The sequence below is a fragment of the Dokdonella sp. GW821-FHT11D02 genome (genome assembly GCF_058808595.1).
Genome location: NZ_CM179520.1, coordinates 2,804,039 through 2,824,033, shown reverse-complemented (window position 1 = coordinate 2,824,033; position 19,995 = coordinate 2,804,039). Strand labels below are relative to the sequence as shown.

The 19,995-nt window shown below is 67.0% G+C and carries 14 protein-coding genes; 1 reads left to right on the top strand and 13 read right to left on the bottom strand.

Annotation, left to right across the window (positions count from 1 at the left end):
• Positions 1 to 9 precede the first annotated feature (9 nt).
• Positions 10 to 1,392, top strand: coding sequence for a glutathione-disulfide reductase (gorA, locus tag AC3QL3_RS11900; RefSeq protein ID WP_492893811.1), 1,383 nt, complete (start codon positions 10 to 12; stop codon positions 1,390 to 1,392).
• 44 nt (positions 1,393 to 1,436) lie between these two features.
• On the opposite strand, the gene AC3QL3_RS11895 is transcribed toward gorA, so the two are convergent.
• From AC3QL3_RS11895 to AC3QL3_RS11835, 13 genes are all read right to left on the bottom strand, one after another.
• Positions 1,437 to 3,092 carry a hypothetical protein gene (locus AC3QL3_RS11895; protein ID WP_492893809.1) on the bottom strand — a complete coding sequence of 552 codons (1,656 nt, stop codon included), beginning with the start codon at positions 3,090 to 3,092 and terminating at the stop codon, positions 1,437 to 1,439.
• Positions 3,093 to 3,152: 60 nt separating this feature from the next.
• Positions 3,153 to 4,793, bottom strand: a complete 1,641-nt coding sequence (locus tag AC3QL3_RS11890; RefSeq protein WP_492893807.1) for a fatty acid--CoA ligase — start codon at positions 4,791 to 4,793, stop codon at positions 3,153 to 3,155.
• A gap of 151 nt (positions 4,794 to 4,944) precedes the next feature.
• Positions 4,945 to 6,981 carry an alkaline phosphatase gene (locus tag AC3QL3_RS11885; protein WP_492893805.1) on the bottom strand — a complete coding sequence of 679 codons (2,037 nt, stop codon included), beginning with the start codon at positions 6,979 to 6,981 and terminating at the stop codon, positions 4,945 to 4,947.
• Positions 6,982 to 7,025: 44 nt separating this feature from the next.
• Positions 7,026 to 7,568, bottom strand: coding sequence for a hypothetical protein (locus tag AC3QL3_RS11880; protein WP_492893803.1), 543 nt, complete (start codon positions 7,566 to 7,568; stop codon positions 7,026 to 7,028).
• 199 nt (positions 7,569 to 7,767) lie between these two features.
• Positions 7,768 to 9,348: a hypothetical protein gene (locus tag AC3QL3_RS11875; protein ID WP_492893801.1), complete on the bottom strand. Its 1,581-nt coding sequence runs from the start codon at positions 9,346 to 9,348 to the stop codon at positions 7,768 to 7,770.
• Between the two features lies 1 nt (position 9,349).
• On the bottom strand, positions 9,350 to 11,041 hold the full coding sequence (locus tag AC3QL3_RS11870) for an Hsp70 family protein (protein WP_492893799.1): 1,692 nt from the start codon (positions 11,039 to 11,041) through the stop codon (positions 9,350 to 9,352).
• A gap of 354 nt (positions 11,042 to 11,395) precedes the next feature.
• Complete coding sequence (locus tag AC3QL3_RS11865; protein ID WP_492893797.1) at positions 11,396 to 13,003, bottom strand: carboxyl transferase domain-containing protein; 1,608 nt, start codon at positions 13,001 to 13,003, stop codon at positions 11,396 to 11,398.
• Between the two features lie 223 nt (positions 13,004 to 13,226).
• The gene (locus tag AC3QL3_RS11860) at positions 13,227 to 13,778 is read right to left on the bottom strand and encodes a hypothetical protein (protein WP_492893795.1); all 552 of its coding nucleotides are present in this window, start codon (positions 13,776 to 13,778) and stop codon (positions 13,227 to 13,229) included.
• A gap of 91 nt (positions 13,779 to 13,869) precedes the next feature.
• Positions 13,870 to 15,042 carry a thiolase family protein gene (locus AC3QL3_RS11855; RefSeq protein ID WP_492893793.1) on the bottom strand — a complete coding sequence of 391 codons (1,173 nt, stop codon included), beginning with the start codon at positions 15,040 to 15,042 and terminating at the stop codon, positions 13,870 to 13,872.
• A gap of 266 nt (positions 15,043 to 15,308) precedes the next feature.
• Positions 15,309 to 15,851, bottom strand: coding sequence for a nucleotidyl transferase AbiEii/AbiGii toxin family protein (locus AC3QL3_RS11850; RefSeq protein WP_492893791.1), 543 nt, complete (start codon positions 15,849 to 15,851; stop codon positions 15,309 to 15,311).
• Positions 15,852 to 15,858: 7 nt separating this feature from the next.
• The gene (locus AC3QL3_RS11845; protein ID WP_492893789.1) at positions 15,859 to 17,016 is read right to left on the bottom strand and encodes an isovaleryl-CoA dehydrogenase; all 1,158 of its coding nucleotides are present in this window, start codon (positions 17,014 to 17,016) and stop codon (positions 15,859 to 15,861) included.
• Between the two features lie 142 nt (positions 17,017 to 17,158).
• Entirely contained in the window at positions 17,159 to 19,501 is a 2,343-nt protein-coding gene (locus AC3QL3_RS11840) for a xanthine dehydrogenase family protein molybdopterin-binding subunit (RefSeq protein ID WP_492893787.1), read from the bottom strand.
• Positions 19,498 to 19,959: a (2Fe-2S)-binding protein gene (locus tag AC3QL3_RS11835; protein ID WP_492893785.1), complete on the bottom strand. Its 462-nt coding sequence runs from the start codon at positions 19,957 to 19,959 to the stop codon at positions 19,498 to 19,500. The genes AC3QL3_RS11840 and AC3QL3_RS11835 overlap by 4 nt, the downstream gene beginning before the upstream one ends.
• Between the last annotated feature and the right edge of the window lie 36 nt (positions 19,960 to 19,995).

Here is a 19,995-nt window from a genome sequence, read left to right as displayed (position 1 = left end):
GACGGCCGCGTGGACGCACACTCATTCGACTTGGTCGTACTCGGCGCCGGCTCCGGCGGCATCGCCACGGCGGTGCGCGCGGCGCTGCACGGTGCGCGCGTGGCGGTGGTCGAAGCGGGCGCGCTCGGCGGCACCTGCGTCAATGTCGGTTGCGTGCCGAAGAAGGCGATGTGGCTGGCGGCCGAGCTGGCGCATATTCAACGGATCGCGCGCGAGGTCGGCTTTTCCGCGCCAGCAGCGACGCTGGATTGGAATACGTTCGTCGGTCGTCGCGAGCGCTACATCGAGAATATCCACGCGAGCTATCGGCGCCGCTTCGCCGAGGTCGGCGTCGAGCTGATCGCCGCGCGCGCAAGCCTGCTCGCGCCCGACCGCGTTCTCGCCAGAGCGCGCGAACTGAGCGCTAAGCACGTATTGATCGCGACCGGCGCGCGGCCGTCGCGGCCGTCCATCCCCGGCGCCGAACACGGCATCGATTCGGACGGCTTCTTCGCGCTGCGCACGGCGCCACGCCGAGTCGCGATCGTCGGCGGCGGCTACATCGCGGTCGAGCTGGCCGGCGTGCTGCACAGCCTCGGCGCGGAAACCAGCCTGTTCGTGCGCAAGGGCCGCGTGCTGCGCGAGTTCGATCACGAATCGACCGACGTACTCGCGGCGGCGATGCGCGACGACGGCATCGATCTGCGCTTGCGCTGCGAGGTCGAGAGCGTGCGACGCGAAGCGGACGGTTACGCGCTCACCCTCGCCGGCGGCGAAGTCGTGCGCGGCTTCGACGAGCTGATCTGGGCGGTCGGACGGCACCCGAACACGGCAGGGCTGGGTTTGCGCGAGATCGGCGTCGAGCTCGACGCGCAAGGTCACATCGTGGTCGACTCGTGGCAGAACACCGCCGTCGCCGGCGTGCACGCGGTCGGCGACGTCACCGGCGGCATCGCCTTGACGCCGGTCGCGATCGCCGCCGGCCGCAAGCTGGCCGATCGCGTATTCGGCGGCGATGCGCAAGCCAAGCTCGACTCCGCCAACGTGCCGACGGTGGTGTTCGCGCATCCGCCGCTGGCCACGGTGGGTTTGAGCGAGCAGGAGGCGCGCCGGCGTTACGGCGATTCGGTGCGCGTCTACCGCACGCGTTTCCGCCCGATGCTGGCCGCGCTGGCCGAACGCGAACGCCGCACTTTCATGAAGCTGGTCTGCGTCGGCGACGACGCGCGCGTGGTCGGCGTGCATCTGGTCGGCGCCGGTGTCGACGAAATCCTGCAGGGTTTCGCCGTTGCGGTGAAAGTCGGCGCACGCAAGGCCGATTTCGACGGCACCGTGGCGATCCATCCGACCGCCGCCGAAGAGTTGGTGCTGATGAGCGAACCGGGCATCGCGTTCGCCGGCGCGGCCGATTGATCAGCACGATTGATCGTCGCGATCGAACGCGCGAGATCCCCGGCTCAACGCGACCGCTGCCGGCGCGGCAGCGAACCGCGGTGGACCCACAGATCCACACTCCACAAGGTCATCGGAACCAAGACGAAGAAGGCCAAGGGCGGCAGCTTGTGCAGCAAGGCGGCTGTTACGCTGACGAGGCCGAATGCGAGCACGAACCAGAAATAACGGTCGCTGCGCGTCTCCATCAAAATCCGCCTGACATAACGTTCGAGCGCGAACACGTTGGCGACGATGAACAGCAGCACCGAGACGGTGCGCCAGACCATCGCCATGCGCCCGCCGGTGGCTGCCGCGGTCGTCAGCAGCTGCGCGACCAGTGCACCCGCAGTCATCAAGGGAATGAAGCCGAGCCGCCACCAGGCGGCAGGCCCGCTTTGTTCGTTCTGCGCGCGGCCCTGCCACTTGCCGATGCCGCTCCAGAGGAGATAGATCGCCCACGGAGCGAGCACGGCGAGCGAAATCTGCAGCAAGAAATTCCGCAGCGAGTCTCCGCTCTTCCACGCCAACGGGCCGAACAGCACGGCGCAGACGGCGATCAGCACGGCGCAGCGCGCAGCGCCGATCGCCGTGCGCGCGAGCGAGATGCGTTCCTGATCGCCGGCCCGGCGCCAAAAAAGCAGATGACGCTGGCAGCCGCGCTCGGACAGCTGCTGCGCTTGAGCTGGATCGAGACTGCGCAGGAACGCGGCGATCCGGCGCGGCCGCATCGGCAGCAAGGCGTGCGACAGCGCGGATGTCCAGCGAAACGGCCGCGCGAAGTCGGCGAGCAAGGCGGCGAAGCCGGCCTGTTCGAATCGTGCCGCGACGTCGAGCGGCGGCCGCGAGCGGTAGCGTTCGCGTTCTTCGAAGTACCAGCGCTGCTCCATGTACGCGCACAAAGCCCGCCACTGCAGCGGATCGACCTCGGCGTGCACCTGATCCAAGTCGAAGAACGCGAGCACCGCCTCGGCGCAGTGTACGGGCATCGCCGGGCTGTGCTCGAACAGCGCGGCCAAGGTCAGGCGTCCGACGGCGGCCTTGGTTTGCAAGGCGAACAAGTCGGGCCGGCGCGCCAGCCATTCGCGCAATGCCGCCGCGTCTCCGTTCGCCGCGCAGTCGCTCAGCTCGACGAAGAACGCAGGGAAATCGACGATCGCTTGCGCAGCATCCGCGGGCAGGCGGATCGCATTGGACGGCTCGGACTCGAAGAACTCGTCCTGCCAGGGGACGTGTGCGGCCGCGGTCCGCGGTGTCGGCTCGGCCGTATCGCGATCGAACGATTCGGTCTGCCAGGGAATGTGCGCGGCTGGAGTTTTCGGTGTCGCATCGATCCCCGCGGGATCGAGCGATTGGGTCTGCCAGGGAACCTGCGCGGCCGGATTCTCCGTGGCCGGTTCGGTGGCCTCGAGGTCGGGCGATTCGGTCTGTCGATGCAAGTGCGCGGAAACATCCGCGCTGATCGGCGCGTACAGCCGCTCTTCTTCGGCGTAGTCGCCACGCAGCCAGGCCAGGGCCGCGCGATACGCTTCGTTCAATCGCTGGAAGCCGGCCGGGTCGTTGTCGGGCCGCGTCTGGCGCAAGCGCGCCGCGTACGCGCGTTTGATCGCTCGTTCGTCCGCGTCGTCGTCGAGTCCGAGAAGTTCGAAGGGAGTGGTCACGCCGAACGATGATAGACGCAAGTCTCGCGCCGGCGAGAGGCGTTCGCGCCGAAGCTGCGACCGGCGTCCGAGCTCGCCGGCTCAGCCGGCGTCGGCGTACTTCTCGCGCAGGAGTTTCTTGTCCAGCTTGCCGACGCTGGTCTTCTCGATCGTCTCGACCACCAGCACGCGCGCCGGTACCGCGTAGCGCGAAATCACGCCGTCCGCGCTGAGGCGCAACAGATGCTCGCGCAACTCGTCCTCGCTCGCGGCGTGACCGGCGCGCGCGACCACCAAGGCGAGCGGGCGTTCGCCCCAGCGCTCGTCCCTGACCGCGAACACGGCGGCTTCGAGCACCGCCGGATGTTGCGAAATCAGATCTTCGATCTGCACCGAGGAGATCCATTCGCCGCCGGTCTTGATCACGTCTTTGATGCGATCGGTGATCTTCAGATAGCCGCGCTCGTAGTAGCCGATGTCCTGCGTGTGCAGCCAGCCGCCTTGCCACAAGGCGGCCGAGCCGTTCGCATCGGCAAGATAGCCTTGCGTCAGCCACGGCGCGCGCGCGACGACTTCGCCGGTGCTGCGGTCGTCGTCGGCGACGTCGCCGAGCTCGCCGTCGACGACGCGCAGGTCGACCAGCGGAATCGGCGCGCCGCTCTTGCAGCGCAGGCGCAGCTCCTCTTCGTCCGACAGCGGACCCTGCGACGGATGCACCTGCGCCAGCGCCAGCACCGGGCAGGTTTCCGACATGCCGTAGCCGCTGAACACGTCGATGCCGCGCTCGCGTGCGCTGCGCGCGAGTCCGGGCGGCATCGGCGCGCCGCCGATCACCGCCTTCCAGCGGCTGAGATCGACTTCGCGCGCCTTCGGCGCGGACAGCAGCATCTGCAGGATGGTCGGCACGCAGTGCGAGAAGGTGACTTTTTCGCGTGCGATCAGGTCGAGCAGCGCGTCGGGCAGGTAGCGGCCCGGATAGACCTGTTTGACGCCGAGCTGCAACGCGACGAACGGGATCCCCCACGCGTGCACGTGGAACATCGGCGTGATCGGCATGTAGACGTCGCCGCTGTGGAAGCGCTGGCCGTCGGCCGGGCTGGCGAAGGCGGCGGTCGCCGCGAGCGTGTGCAGCACGAGCTGGCGATGGCTGAAGAACACGCCCTTCGGCGCGCCGGTGGTGCCGGTGGTGTAGAACGTGGTCGCGCGCGTGTTCTCGTCGAAATCGGCGAAGGCGTAGTCCGCCGCGGCGGCCGCGAGCAGGTCCTCGTATTCGCCGGCGAAGCCTGTGTCCGATGGCAGCGGCTGGCCGTCGTCGCTGATCCAGATCAAGCGCTCGACCGTCTGCAAGCGCGGCGCGATCTCGCGCAACAGCGGCAGGAAATCGCTGTTGACCAGCAGCACCTTCGCACCGGCGTGATTGATCGTGTAGAGAATCTGCTCGGGCGACAGACGCACGTTCACCGTGAGCAGGACCGCGCCCATCATCGGCACCGCGTAGAAGCTTTCGAGATAGCGGTGGCTGTCCCAATCCATCACGCCGACGGTGTCGCCGAAGCCGACCTCGAGAGCGGCGAGCGACGAGGCCAGCCGACCGACACGTTCGCGCAGCTCGCGATAGCTGAAACGCCGCAGTTCGCGATAGACGATTTCCTGCTCGGCGAAGCGCCGCAGCGGCGCGCTCCACAACTGCTTGACCAGCAGCGGGTAGGCGTAGGCGTCGGGGGCAGGCAACGCACGGTTCATGGGCGACTCCAACTGGGCGAGGCCGATGGCCCGAGCCTAGCAGAGTCGATCGCAGCGGCGCCGCGCCTCAATTCGCCCGAAAGTCCGCCCCAAATGACGAAACTCCCGCGCGAGGCGGGAGTTTCGCAAAGCGACTGCTGGACGGGACGGCTTATTCGACGCCGCCGACCGCCGCTTGGCCGATCTTGAACATCACTTCGGTGTTGTCGAACACACCATGGAACAGACTGGCGCCGCGGCCGAAGGCAGACAGCGGGATGTCGGTGCCGGTGTGCACGGCCTGGTCGCCGGCGACCTGGCCGACCACGAGGAAGCCGACGTCCTTGTTGCGCAGGCTCGGATTCTCCGGCGACTGCGACGGCGGGAACGGCTGCTGCGTGTCCTTGGTCGGGAACGCGTTCGGCAGCCAGGTCTCGTAGCGGTCCGCGTTCGCGCCGTAGCCGATCAGCATCTTGCGGTCGACGTTGGTGGTGGTCGGATAGCCGTCTTCGGCGATCGTGTACTTGGGGAACTTGGCCGCTTCGTAGACACCGACGGCGTCTTTGCCGAGCGCCGGATTGGACTGCAGCTCGACGGCGGTCTTGACCGAAGCGCCGATGATCGCGGCGCCCGAGCACTCGTGGTCGGCGGTGACGATGACCAGCGTGTCGGGGTTCTTCTCGGCGAAGGCCTTGGCCACCGCGATGGCGCGATCGAACTCGATCACTTCCAGCGGCCAGCGGTCGCTGTCCATCAGGTGCGCCTGCTTGTCGATCGAAGCGCCTTCGATCATCGCGACGAAGCCGTTCGGATTCCGCGACAGCACCTTCAGCGCGGCGTCGGTCATCTCGTCCAGCATCGGCTGGTCGGGGAAGCCGAACGCGTCGACCACGGTGCGGTCGCCGCGGCGGCCGGCGATCTTGTCGTAGGCGACGTTCATGTTCGAATAGGAGAACAGGCCGAGGAGCTGCTTGGTGTTGCCGCGGCTGATCACCTCATCGAGCGTGGTCTTGTCCGGGGCGTAGGCGAAGCCGGCGCTCTGGAAGTCGGCGATCAGATCGCGCTCCGGATCGAGCTTGCCGGCGCTGGCGCCCCAGCCGGCGACGATGTCGGGCGCCATCACGTAGTCGTTCGCCTTGCGCCGCTGCGAGCCGTTCGCCGGCTGCGGGCTGACGCTGTTGGATTCGTTCGGCAGGAACCACTTGCGGCCGCCGCCCATCAGCACGCTGAGGCCGGTCAGGTGACGGTCGTCGAGGAACTGGTCGACGATGCCGGTGCCGTTGCCGCGCGCGCTGGTGTGGACGCCGTTGGAAGCCGGCGTCGCGTCGAACACGTCGGCGGTGGTGACCACGCCGAGCGCCTTGCCTTGCAGGTTGTGCAGGTATTCGGACAGGTACTCGACGCGCGGGTTGTCGAACGCGTCCAGCGTATCGTCCGGGAACACGCCTTCTTCGTTGTTGTTGGCCTTGTTGCCGGTGACGTAGTTCTGCATGCCCGGCGCCGAGTCGGTCACGATCGAGTTCAGCGACGCGGTCATCACCATCCCGGTGTAGGGGAAGGTGTCCATCGTCAGCTTGCCCTTCGCCTTACCCTGCGCGTAGCCCTTGGCCATGATGCGGCCGGCCGTGCGATGCGCTGCGCCCATGCCGTCGCCGAGCATCACGATGATGTTCTTGGCCGCCTTGCCGCTGGTCGCGTCGACGCCGACCACTTCGAAGTTGCCGACCGCCGTGATCTGCTGGCCGTCGCTCTGGCGCGCGATCACTTTCAGCTCGTGCACGCCGGCGCGGCCGTTGGAGTAGCCGCGCAGCGAACCCACGGCGGCGTTGGCCGGCAGTCCGGCGACCAGCTTGCAGCCGGAAGCGCCCTTGGTCTTGCCGGTGGCCGCATCGATGCAGGTTTCCGCCGGGCCGGTTTCGGTGACCAGGCTGGTGCGGCCGTTCTCGCGCCCGTAGACGTAGTTGCCGTCGACGTAGAAGGTGAAGCTGGTGACGGTCTGGTTCGCATCCGGCTGCACCGTCGCCTGCAGGTCGAACATCTGTCCGGGCAGGAAACGCGCGATGACCGGGCTCTCTTCGCCGGAAGAGAACAGTTCGCTCGGCGGCGTCAGCCGCGACACTTTAGCGGCGTAGGCGTCGAGGGAGACGCTGCCTAACGTGGCCAGTATCAGCGTCGGTAGCGTCTTGCGGAGAAGTTGCGGAACGCGCATCGGAATAACTCCTGCTGGTGATTCGGAATGGGAGAAGGGAACGCTCAGCGCGTCTTGCTCGACGACTTCGCCGTCGTCTTCGCGTGGCGCAGCAGGACACGTTCCGGTTCGCGGTCGAGTTCGAGCACGGCCGGCGCGACGCGCCCGGCGCCGGGCATCTCGCGCGCACCGGCGCGCAAGGTGCCGGTGAGCTGGATCAGTCCGGCCAGCGGCGGAATGACCGCGCTTTTTTCCTTCGGCAAGCTGACGAAGATCGCGCTGGCCGGAATGTCGTCGGCATAGGCGTCGTCGGCGTCGCCGGCGACCACCGGCAGCGGCGACAGGATGAAGCCGCCGGCGATGGGCGGCTCCTGCTGCACCATGTAGCCGACGATGCGCACGCGCTTGCCGTCGAGGCCGCTCAGCTTCTCGGTCGGTTCGAGACCTTTCGGGCCGACCGGCAGCTTGAACAGCTCGCGGAACTTCAGATCGGTGACACCGGCCGGCGGTACACCGAGCTGCTTGCTGACCGCGAGCGAGGCGGGCGGCAGGGTCGCCTGCGGCGTGTTGGCGACGGCGTCGCCGCCGACGAAGAAAGGCGCAGCCAAGAGAGCTGCACCGAGCGCGAGAACGCGTGCAAGAGCGAGAGATGACATTCGACCGACCCGTTGAAGCGCGCGGCTGGAGCGCCGTGCGCGAACGGCGTCACACTAGAGAGCCTGCATGAAACTTAATTGACGCGGCGATGACAGATCGGCGTGGCTGGCGCTTCGGGTCTTTGCGGCCCGTGCGAGATGATCGCGTCGCTCAGCGCTCGCTGAGGGCGACTCCGAACAACGAAGCGCGCAGATTCCCGCGCTGACGCCACAGATCAGCCGACCATAACGCGACCGCGATCGCCGCCGGGATTTCGGCATACACGGCACTGCCGGCCAACAGCAGCACCATCGCTTTCAGCAAGGGCACGAGGAAGATCAGGCGCCAGCCCACGAAACCGCTCAGCCAGCCGAAGGTGTTCAATCCGGCGCGGCGCCGGTAGCGCAAGAACGCGACGACGGCGGCGAGGCTGGCCACGCCGGCCGCGGCCGGCGTGATCCAGGTCGGATTGCCGCTGCGACCACCCGACACATCGAATTGATGCACCGCGACCGCGACGATCGCCAACAGCGGAACGAAGGCCAGACGCCACCAAGCGGGCAGGCCGGGGCGATCGTCGCTCTGCGCGGCACCTTGCCACTGCATCAAGGCGATACCGAGGTAGTACATCACGCCGCCGACGCAGGCGTAGGCGACCAAGCGCGTCATCAACGGCGATTCGCCGGAGAGGTACAGGGCGCTGTCGATCAGCACGCCGAGCAGCAGAGCGAAGGCGAAACGCGCGGCAGTGACCGCGATGCGCGCGAAGCGGAGGCGCGTGCGATCGCCGGCGCGCCGCCAGAACACCAGGCGCCAGCGGTCGAACCGCGGCGGCAGTGTCTCGATGCGTGCGTCCTCGAGCTGTCGCACGAAGTTCGCGACTTCGGTCGGCCGGCCCGGCGGCAGCGCGTTCCACAACACGGCGAACCATCGGAACGGTCCGGACACCAGCGCACGCAGCCGCTCCGCCTCGAGAGAAACCGGCGGCTGCGTGGCGCGCAGCAAGGCATTCAGCTCGCGCGTGTCGCGTTGCTGCAGCAGCCACTCCATGTGCAAGCGCCGGCGCAACACGCCCAGCTGCAGCACGTTCTGTCCCGACAGCACATGATCGAGATCGAAGAAGGCCAAGATCACATCGAGACCGCGGTCCGGCAGCGGCGGCGCCCACCGGTACAAAGCCGGCATCAGCTCGCGCGCGGTCGCCGCCTTGATCGCCAGCGACCACAGCGGCGGCTGCCGATGCAGCCAGTCGCGCAGGGCGTCGGCGTCGCCGTGCGACGCCTGTTCCGCCAGCGCGTGAAAGAACGCGTCGAAATCGAACGCGATGCGCGGCGACGCGCCCAGCTCGGGCAAAGCTCTGGACGAGGTGTTCGGTTGCGTTTCACGGTCCCAACCGATCTCGACCGGCTGCGCCAAATTCGGCGGTGTCGGCGTGGGATCGGGCGTCTGCGCCCAGCTCAGTTCCAGTGCCGGCGTCTCGGGCACAACCGGCGGCGCGGGCGCTTCGGCTGGTTGCTCGACTTCGGTGCGCTCGAAACGCAGCTCTTCGTGATAGGAAATCAGCGGCGGCGCATCGCCGGCGTCGCGCCGGCGCAGCCATTCGAGCGCGTCCTGATAGGTTTCGTTGAGGTGCTGGAAGCCGATCGGGTCGACATCCGGACGTACCTGGCGCAAACGCAATGCGTAGGCGCGCTTGACGCTGCGCTCGTCGGCATCGGGGCGCAGGCCCAGGCGGGTCAGCGGCGTCGACACCTCAGCCGCCGGCTTCCAGACGTTCCAGCGCTTGTTCCAGATTGCGGCGCAGCTCGCCGATGCGCTGCTCGTCCTGGCTCGCGAGCACGGCCTGGAAATCGCCGATCCACTGCTGCAAGGCCGGCCGTTCACGCAGATGTTCCTCGTACAGACGTTCCGCGCGCGCCAGCACCGCGATGTTCTCCTGCTTGTCGCGCGGATGGATCTTGAGGTCGGCCAAGGCCGCCAGGCGCGTGCGGATCTCTTCCGGGCTCAACAGCCCGGGATTCTGTTCCAGCACCAGTTCGTAGGTTTTGCCGCTGGCGAGCACGGTCGCTTCGACCTGCAGCACGCCGTTGACGTCGTAGGTGAAGCGCACCTTGATGCCGTTTTCGTGACTGGGCACGTTCGGCGGCAGCTCGAGCACCAGCTCGCCGAGCTTGACGTTGCGCGCGACCAGTGGATTCTCACCCTGATAGACGTCGATCGACAGCTTGGTCTGCTTCTCGCGCACCGGATAGAACGTGTCCTCGCGGCTGACCGGCACGGTACTGTTGCGTTGGATGATCGGATGGAAGAAGCCGGCGTGATGCTCGCCGTCTTCGTGCTGGCGCGACACCTCGGTGCCGAGCGTGTACGGGCAGACGTCGGTCAGGATCACTTCTTCGAGGCGCGCGTCGCGCGCTTTCAGTCCCGCCGCGACCGCCGCGCCGCGCGCGATCGCTTCGTCCGGGTTGACGTGGCGCAACGGCAAGCGGCCGAACATGCGCGAGACCATGCGCGCGACCAGCGGCATGCGGCTGGCGCCGCCGACCAGCACGATCTCGTCGAGCTGCGCCGGCTGCAGACGCGCGTCGCGCATCGCACGTTCGAGCGGCGTGCGCATGCGCTGGATCAGACGCTCGGCGAGCCGCTCGAAACGCGCTTCGTCGATTTCCCACGGCGCTTCCTTGCCGCCGACGCGCACTTCCAGCCGCACGCGCGCGTTTGCGCTGAGCTCGCGCTTGACGCGTTCGAGCCGGTGGCGCAGCTGGCCCATCTCCGCGGCCGACAGCGAGCGCGCGTCGATGCCGAGATCGGCGCGGCAGGTGCTCGTCAGGAGTTCGAGGAAATCCTCGCCGCCGAGGAAATTGTCGCCGGCGCTCGCGTGCACTTCGACCACGCCGTCGAACAATTCCAGAATCGACACGTCGAAGGTGCCGCCGCCGAGATCGAGCACGAGAAAACGGCTGCCTTCGCGCCGCTCCTGCAAACCGTAGGCGAGCGCTGCCGCAGTCGGTTCGTTGATCAACCGTTCGACGCGGATGCCGGCGAGTTCGCCGGCCGTGCGCGTGGCCTTGCGCTGGGTGTCGGAGAAATAGGCCGGGACGCTGATCACCGCTTCCTCGATCTTGTGACCGAGCGCGGCTTCGGCGTCGGCCAGAAGCGAACGCAGCAGCAGCGCCGACAGTTCTTCCGGGCGGAAGCCGCGCGCGCCCAGCTGCGTCTCGCGCGCGCTGCCCATCCAGCGCTTGAAGGTCGCCACGCTGCGCTCGGGATGCGTCGCCAGACGCTCGCGCGCGGCCTGCCCGAGGATGAACTCGCCGTTGTCGTCGATGCTGACCGCCGACGGCGTCAACAATTCGCCGAGCGCGTTGGGGAACAGGCGCGGCTCGCCGTCGACGAAGGCGCCGATCAGCGAATTCGTAGTACCGAGGTCGATGCCGACGATCATGATCCGTCCCTGTTCAGTCTTTTATGAGAAGTGCGGCCATGGACGGCCGCGGTTGGACGTTCCGAAGTCATAGCCCGTGCCGGCAGAGCAATCGCCGGCAAGATCGCAGCGATCAAGGACGATCGCAATACATACCCGAGAGAAGTGCGGCCATGGACGGCCGCGGTTGGACGTTCCAAAGTCATAGCCCCTGCAGGTAGAGCAATCGCCGGCAAGATCGCAGCGATCAAGGACGATCGCAATACATACCCGAGAGAAGTGCGGCCGTGGATGGCAGCGGGTGATCTTTCCGAAGCCTTCGTTCCTGCAGGCAGAGCAATCGCCTGCAGAATCGCAGCGATCAGGACGATCGCACTACATCCGAAACACGCCGAAGCGACCCGCTTCGATCGGCGCGTTCAGGGTCGCCGAAATCGCGAGGCCGAGAACGCGGCGCGTATCGGCTGGATCGATGATGCCGTCGTCCCACAGACGCGCGCTGGCGTAGTAGGGATGACCTTGGCGCTCGTACTGCTCGCGGATCGGCGTCTTGAAGGTTTCTTCCTCGTCCTTCGACCACGACTTGCCGGCGGATTCGAGACCGTCGCGCCGCACCGTCGCCAGCACGCTGGCGGCTTGCTCGCCGCCCATCACGCTGATGCGCGCGTTCGGCCACATCCACAGGAAGCGCGGCTGGTAGCCGCGGCCGCACATCGCATAGTTGCCGGCGCCGAAGCTGCCGCCGATGACCACGGTGAACTTGGGCACGTGCGAGCAGGCGACCGCGGTGACCATCTTGGCGCCGTCCTTGGCGATGCCGGCTTGTTCGTATTTCTTGCCGACCATGAAGCCGGTGATGTTCTGCAGGAATACCAGCGGCACGTTACGCTGGTTGCACAGTTCGATGAAATGCGCGCCTTTCAGCGCCGATTCCGCGAACAGGATGCCGTTGTTGGCGACGATGCCGACCGGGTAGCCGTGGATGTGGGCGAAACCGCAGACCAGGGTCTTGCCGTAGCGCGCCTTGAATTCCTGCAGCTCCGAGCCGTCGACGATGCGCGCGATCACTTCGCGGATGTCGAACGGCTTGCGCGTATCGGCCGGCACGCAGCCGTACAGCTCTTCGCTCGCGTATTTCGGTTCGACCGGTGCGCGCAGCGCCAGCGCGACGGCTTTCTTGCGATTCAGGCTGGCGACGATGTCGCGCGCGATGGCGAGCGCGTGCGCGTCGTTCTCGGCGAAATGATCGGCCACGCCGGAGATCGAGGTGTGCACATCGGCGCCGCCGAGCGTCTCGGCGTCGACCACTTCGCCGGTCGCCGCCTTCACCAGCGGCGGACCGCCGAGGAAGATCGTGCCTTGCTCCTTGACGATGATGGTCTCATCGCTCATCGCCGGCACGTAGGCGCCGCCGGCGGTACACGAACCCATCACCACCGCGATCTGCGGAATGCCGAGCGCGCTCATGCGCGCCTGGTTGTAGAAGATGCGGCCGAAGTGATCGCGATCGGGAAACACTTCGTCCTGCAGCGGCAGGAAGGCGCCGCCCGAATCGACCAGATAGACGCACGGCAAGCGATTCTCGAGCGCGATCTCTTGCGCGCGCAGATGCTTCTTCACCGTCATCGGAAAATAGGTGCCGCCCTTGACGGTGGCGTCGTTGGCGATGACCAGCACCTCACCACCGTGCACGCGGCCGATCCCGGCGATCAGGCCGGCGCAGGGCGCGGCGTCCTCGTACATGCCGTGCGCGGCCAGCGGCGACAGTTCGAGGAAGGGCGAACCCGGATCGAGCAGGGCGCGGATGCGTTCGCGCGGCAGCAGCTTGCCGCGTTCGGTGTGCTTGGCACGCGCCTTGTCGCCGCCGCCGAGCGCGGTGCGGGCGAGCACGGCGCGCAAGTCGTCGACCGCCGTGCGCAGATGCGCGGCGTTGTCGGCGAAATCGGGGCTGCGCGGGTCGAGCTTGCTGTGAATCGGCGTCATGCCGGAATTCCTTGCTGCGGACGGCGCATGAAAGCACAGCGCTCGATCTTGCGGAAGCGAGCGCGCACGCAGCAGTCGAAACAATACGGCCCTGGATGGCCGCGGTGGCTCAACCGAAGGCCTAGCCTGCTATGGGATCGTAGCGCTCATCGCCATGGCGCCCGCGCAAGACCGCACGAGCCCATAGAACACCGGCCGCTCGAAGCGGCCGGTGCGGGGTGAATCACTTCTTCTGCGGGTCTTTGTCGTCGACGGCGTCCTTCGCCGCGTCCTTCGCATCGCGCGCGGTATCGGCGATGTCGTGGCCGACTTCCTTGGCGCCTTCCTTGATCTCGCGGCCGGCGGCCTTGGTCGCTTCCCAGCCGGACTTGGCGGTTTCGGCGACGGCTTGGCCGGCGGCGCTGGCGCCTTCCTTGATTGCGGTGCCGGCATGGCCGGCTGCTTCCTTGGTGGCGTCGGCCGCTTCGCCGGCGGCCTGCTTGGCCTTGTCGCCGGCGCTTTGCGCGGCGTCGCCGGTCTGCTGCGCCGCTTCGTTGACCGCCTTGCCGGCGTCGTTGGCGGCTTGCTGGGTCGCTTCGGCAGCCTTGCGTGCGGCTTCGGCGGTGGCGTCGGCGGCCTTCTGCGCGGTGGCCTTGGCGTCTTCCGCGGCTTGCTTGGCCGCTGCTGCAGCCTTGTCCGCCGCTTCCTTGGCCTGCTGTTGGGAGTTTTCGCTGCATGCACCAAGCGCGGCGACGAGCGCGACGCCGAGCAGGAGCGGTTTCAGGTTCGTCTTCATGGTTGCTTCTCCCCGTGATGGGCGGACACCCAAGTCCGCGCTGAAAAGCAGCGGCGCCCGGCGATGCGGGCGCCGCTGCGGTAAACGCTGCTCAGACCAGTTCGATCGCGATCGCGGTCGCTTCGCCGCCGCCGATGCAGAGCGCTGCGACGCCGCGCTTGCCGCCGCGCGCCTTCAGCGCGTGCAGCAAGGTGACCACCAGACGCGCGCCGGAGGCGCCGATCGGATGGCCGAGCGCGCAGGCGCCGCCGTTGACGTTGAGCTTGTCGTGCGCGATACCGAGATCCTTGATCGGTGCCATCGCGACCACGGCGAAGGCTTCGTTGACCTCGAACAAGTCGACGTCGGCGACCTTCCAGCCGGCCTTCTTGAGCACGTTCTCGATCGCGTTGACGGGCGCGGTGGTGAACCACTGCGGTTCCTGCGAGTGGGTCGCATGCGCGGCGATGCGCGCGAGCGGCTTGATGCCGCGCTTGTTCGCTTCGTCCGCGCTCATCAGCACGGTCGCCGCGGCACCGTCGGAAATGCTGGAGGAACTGGCCGCGGTGACGGTGCCGTCCTTCTTGAACGCGCCTTTCAAGGTCGGGATCTTGGCGATGTCGGACTTGCCCGGCTGCTCGTCGGTGGCGACTTCGACCTCGCCTTTGCGCAAGGCGACCTTGACCGCGACGATCTCGGCGGCGAACGCGCCGGAGGTGATCGCGGCTTGCGAGCGCTTGACCGACTCGATCGCGAAGGCGTCCTGCTGCTCGCGCGTGAAGCCGTACTTCTCGGCGGTCGCTTCGGCGAACACGCCCATCGACTGGCCGTCGTAAGGATTGGTCAGGCCGTCCCAGGCCATGTGATCGACCAGCTTCGCGTCGCCGTAGCGCAGGCCCGGGCGCGCGTTGACCATGTGCGGCGCATTGGTCATCGATTCCATGCCGCCGGCGACGACGACTTCGGCCGAACCGGCCTTGATCAGATCGTGACCCAGCATGATCGCCTTCATGCCCGAACCGCAGACCTTGTTGATCGTGGTGCAGCCGGCCGCCTTCGGCAGGCCGGCGGCGAGCGAAGCTTGACGAGCCGGCGCCTGGCCGAGATTGGCCGGCAGCACGCAGCCCATGATCACTTCGGTGACGTCGGCCGGCGCCACGCCGCCGTGTTCGAGCGCAGCCTGGATCGCGGCGGCGCCGAGCGTCGTGGTCGGCACGCCGGTGAACTGGCCGAGCATGGAACCAATCGCGGTGCGCTTAGCGCCGACGATGACGATATCGGACATGGAAAACCTCTTCGGATGGCGGGCGCGGAAAGCGCCGAGGGGGTCGTTCGATTATCGCGCCGGCGCTGCGCTGCGGCAAACCGGGCGCTGGCTTGGTCTACAGTTGCAGTTCGCCGTGAGCGATCGGTGTGCGCGAGACGGGCGGCAGGCCGAATGCTTCGGCGAGCGCGATGACCTCCAATTGTTCGGTCGCCCCTTCGGCAGGGCTTTGAGGCCCGGACACAAGAGGCGCGAAATCCTGCGATGACGAGGCGCGCAACCTTTGCTCAGCTATTTGGATCAGCCAGGTTACGGAGTCCATTGAATTCCTTCTCGTGATCGAACAGGACGAAATAGCCGCGTACGCGGTCGAAGTCGAGCTTATCCCAGTTCGCGCTCATGAGGCGCTGGATGTCGACGAGGTCCTGCAGCCGCTTAGGATTGTTGTGAAAGGCTTGAATTTTCAGGCCGATCAGATCTTCGGCTTGGATCACGGGCATCGAGCTGCCAGCAAATTCGACGGCATCCGCACGAGCAAGCATATCGATCGTGATCGGTCGGCGCGCATGCTGGAAGTCGGTGCGGATGCCGCGGTCGACGTAGCTGCTGAATTCCTCACCCTCGATGATCACCTCGGCCCCACGATCGTGCATGAAGGCGCGCACACGCTCGACCATGTCGCCGTTGATCAGAAAGTCGACATCGATGGTAGCGCGCGGAAAGCCGCGCGGACCGAGTGCGAGGCCGCCGATCAACGCGTAAGAAATTCCATTCGCTTCGAGAGCTGCGCTTAGTTCGAGCAGTAGATCGCGAATCGACGAAGGCGGCATCGTTACGTCAACTCTTGCCGTGAAACAACTCACGCCCGATCAGCATGCGGCGGATCTCGTTGGTGCCGGCGCCGATTTCGTAAAGTTTTGCGTCGCGCAGGATGCGGCCGGTCGGGTACTCGTTGATGTAACCGTTGCCGCCGAGCGCCTGGATCGCGTCGAGCGCGACCTGCACCGCGCTCTGCGAGCAATGCAGGAGGCACGAGGCGGGATCGATGCGCGACTTCACACCGGCGTCGTAGTTCTGCGCGACCAGATACGCGTAGCCGCGCGAAGACTGCAGCGCGGTGTACATGTCGGCGATCTTGCCTTGCATCAGGCCGAAGGTGCCGATCGGCGCGTTGAATTGCTTGCGTTCGCGCACGTAGGGCAGGGCGACGTCGAGCGCGGCTTGCATCAGGCCGATCGGGCCGCCGCTCAGTACGAGCCGCTCGGTGTCGAGGCCGCTCATCAGCACGCGCACGCCTTCGTTGACTTCGCCGACGCGATTGGCGTCGGGAATCTCGCAGTTGTCGAACACCAGCTCGCAGGTATTGCTGCCGCGCATGCCGAGCTTGTCGAGCTTCTGCGCGGTGCTGAAACCCTTCATGCCTTTCTCGACCAGGAAGGCGGTCATGCAGCGCGAGCCGGCCGGGCGGTGCGCGGTGCGCATGTAGACCAGGAGCACGTCGGCGTCGGGGCCGTTGGTGATCCACATCTTCGAGCCGTTGGCGACCCACACCTCGCCCTTCTGTTCGGCGCGGCAAGTCATCGAGCCGACCACGTCGGAACCGGCGCCCGGTTCGCTCATCGCCAGCGCGCCGACGTATTCGCCGCTGCACAGTTTGGGCAGGTACTTCTTCTTCTGCGCCTCGTTGGCGTTGTGGAAGATGTTGTTGACGCAGAGGTTGGAATGCGCGCCGTAAGAAAGGCCGACCGAGCCCGACGCGCGCGAGATCTCTTCCATCGCGACCAGATGCGCGAGATAGCCCAGATCGGAGCCGCCGTAGTCGCCCGAGACGGTCACGCCGAGCAGGCCCATTTCGCCGAGCTTGCGCCAGAGGTCGGCCGGAAACGCGTTCTCGCGGTCGATCAGGTCCGCCCGCGGCGCGATCTCCTTGTCCGCGAACGCACGCACGCTTTCGCGCAAAAGGTCGAGATCTTCACCGAGGGGGAATGGGCGCATGGATCGTTCCGTCGTGGCTGGCGAAACGAAATGATATCCCCGACGGCGTGTTCGCGCGCGTGGACGGATGCGGCCACGCCGTTCAGCCGCGAGGATCGAGGCGCCGGAACCGCAGCTCCGGCGCCTCGATGCGCGGGCGGGCTCAGGCGGCTTTTTCCGCCTTCACCGCCAGCTGGCTGCGGATCGGCAGCTCGCGGATGCGCTTGCCGGTCGCGGCGAAGATCGCGTTGACCAGCGCCGGCGCGACCGGCGGCAGGCCGGGCTCGCCGACACCGCCGAGCGGTTGCGAGAAATCCTCGTGCGCGATCAGGTGCACGCGAATCTCGCGCGGCGCTTCGTTCATGCGCAGCACTTGGAACTGATGGAAGTTGGTCTGTTCGGCGCGTCCGTTCTTGAAGCTGATCTCGCCGTAGCGCGCGAGCCCGAGCCCCTGGATCACCGCGCCTTCCATCTGCGAACGCACGCGGTCGGGGTTGACCTGCGGACCGCAGTCGATTGCGATATCGACGCGCGGCACCGCCAGCGCGCCGTCTTCGCCGACCTCGACCTCGCACACGACCGCGGTATAAGTCACGAAGCTGCGATGCGCGGCCAGGCCGAGGCCACGTCCTTTCGACAGCTTGCGGCCCCAATCCGCTTCCTTCGTCACCGTCTCGATTACACGGCGCCAGCGCGCGATGTCGATCGGATGCAGGGCGGGATCTTCGCCGTAGTTCCACCAGCTTTCCTCGCCGACCAGCTGCGGCACGACTTTGCGATCGGCGCCGAGCAGTTCGAGTAGGAAGTCTTTGTGGTCGCGTCCCGCTGCGTGCGCAAGCTCAGCGACGAAGCTCTGGATCGCGAACGCGTGCGGCACGTTGTAGACCGAGCGGAACCAGCCGATACGCGTATGCGCCGCCGCTTCCGGATTCTCGATGCGCACGTTGGGGATCGCGAACGGCAGGTCGGTGATGCCCATGCCGAGTTCGAACGCGGCTTCGTGCTTGGAATCGGGGCCAAAGGTCGAATTGATCGACGGCGCCGCAACGCGATGCAGCCAGCCGCTGACCTTGCCGGACTTGTCCAAGGCGGCTTCGAAATGCGAATGCGCGACCGCGTGGAAATAGTCGTTGACGAGATCGTCCTCGCGCGTCCACGTCACCTTCACCGGCTTACCCAGTTCCCTCGACAGCAGTGCGGCTTCGATGATGAAGTCGGGTTTGGACTTGCGCCCGAAACCGCCGCCGAGCAGGGTCACGTGCAAGGTGATCTGGTCGATGCCGATGCCGAGCGCCTTCGCCAGTTCTTCGCGCGCGCCTTGCGGCGCTTGCGTGCAGGCCCACACTTCGCAGCGCCCATTCTCGAATCGCGCCAGCGCCGCCGGCGGTTCCATCGTCGCGTGAGCGAGATGCGGCACGTAGTAGTCGGCGCTGAGCTTCTTCGCCGCGGCGGCGAAGGCCTGGTCGACATCGCCGTCGTTGCGGATGCGCTTTCCCGGGGCTTTGGTGGCGGCTTCCAGTTGCTTGCGATAGGCGGTCGAGTCGTAGCCGGCGTTGGGGCCGGCGTCCCATTCGATCTTCAACTGCGCGAGCGCCTTGATCGCGCTGCCGGTGTTGTCGGCCACCACCGCGATGCCGCCGAGCGGTTGATAGCCCGACGGCAGCGGCGTGGTCGTGAGCGGCACGATCTTGACCACGCCCGGCAGCTTGTCCGCCCCGGCCGCGTCGAACGAAGCGACCTTGCCGCCGTACACCGGCGGGCGCGCGACCACCGCGAACAGCATGCCGGGCAGATGCGCGTCGATGCCGTACTGCGCGCGGCCGCCGACGATATCCTCGCCGTCGATCAGCGCGGTCTTGCCCTTGCCGATGTAGCGGAATTCGCTCGGCGCCTTCAGTTTCAGCGCGTCGGGCTTGGGCGTCGGCAGCGACGCGGCCTTGACCGCGAGTTCGCCGAAGCCGAGCTTGCGCCCGGACTTCGCGTGCACGACTTCGTGCACGCCGGCTTTGACTTCGCTCACGTCGACCGCCCAGGCCGCCGCGGCGGCGGCTTCGAGCATCGAGCGCGCGGCCGCGCCGGCGCGGCGCAGCGCGAGAAAGCTCTGGCGCACGCTGCGCGAGCCGTCGGTGTTCTGGTTGCCGTACTTGGGCTCGTCGCCGGGCGCTTGCTTCACCTTCACGCGCGCCCAGTCGGCACCGAGTTCGTCGGCCACGATCAAGGCGACGCTGGTGCGCACGCCCTGGCCCATCTCGGAGCGGATGCAGACCACGCTGACGCTGCCGTCGGCCGCGATCTCGACGAACAGATGCGGATCGTCGCGCAGTCCGTTCGGCATGCCTTCGCCGCCGTACTTGGACGCTTCGGCTTTCTTCTCCTGCGCCTGCGCGAGGCGCGCGAACGCGCCGCCGCCGAAAGCGAGCACCAGGCTGCCGGCGCCGAAGCCGAGCAGGAAGCCGCGCCGGCTTTCGTTGACGATGAGCAGCGGAGCGGGAGTCTTGCGCTTCATTTCGCACCTCCTTGCGCTGCGGCTTGCTTGATCGCCGCGCGGATGCGCGTGTAGGTGCCGCAGCGGCACAGATTGCCGGACATGTTCTGGTCGATATCCTCGTCGGTCGGATTCGGCTTGGTGTTCAAGAGCCAGGCCGCTTGCATGATCTGACCCGGCTGGCAGTAGCCGCACTGGGCCACGTTCAGTTCCTGCCACGCTTGCTGCAGCGGATGTTTGCGTTCGGGCGACAGGCCTTCGATCGTGGTGACCTGCTTGCCGGCGGCGGCCGCGACCGGCGTCACGCACGAGCGCGTCGCCTGGCCGTCGATGTGCACCGTGCAGGCGCCGCACAGCGCCATGCCGCAGCCGAACTTGGTGCCGGTCTGGCCGAGGGTATCGCGCAGATACCAGAGCAGGGGCAGGGTCGGATCGCCGTCGAAGCGTTGTTCGGTTCCATTGACCGTGAGCGTGATCATGTCCACCTCGTCGTGGGATGACCGCGCGTTCGTCCG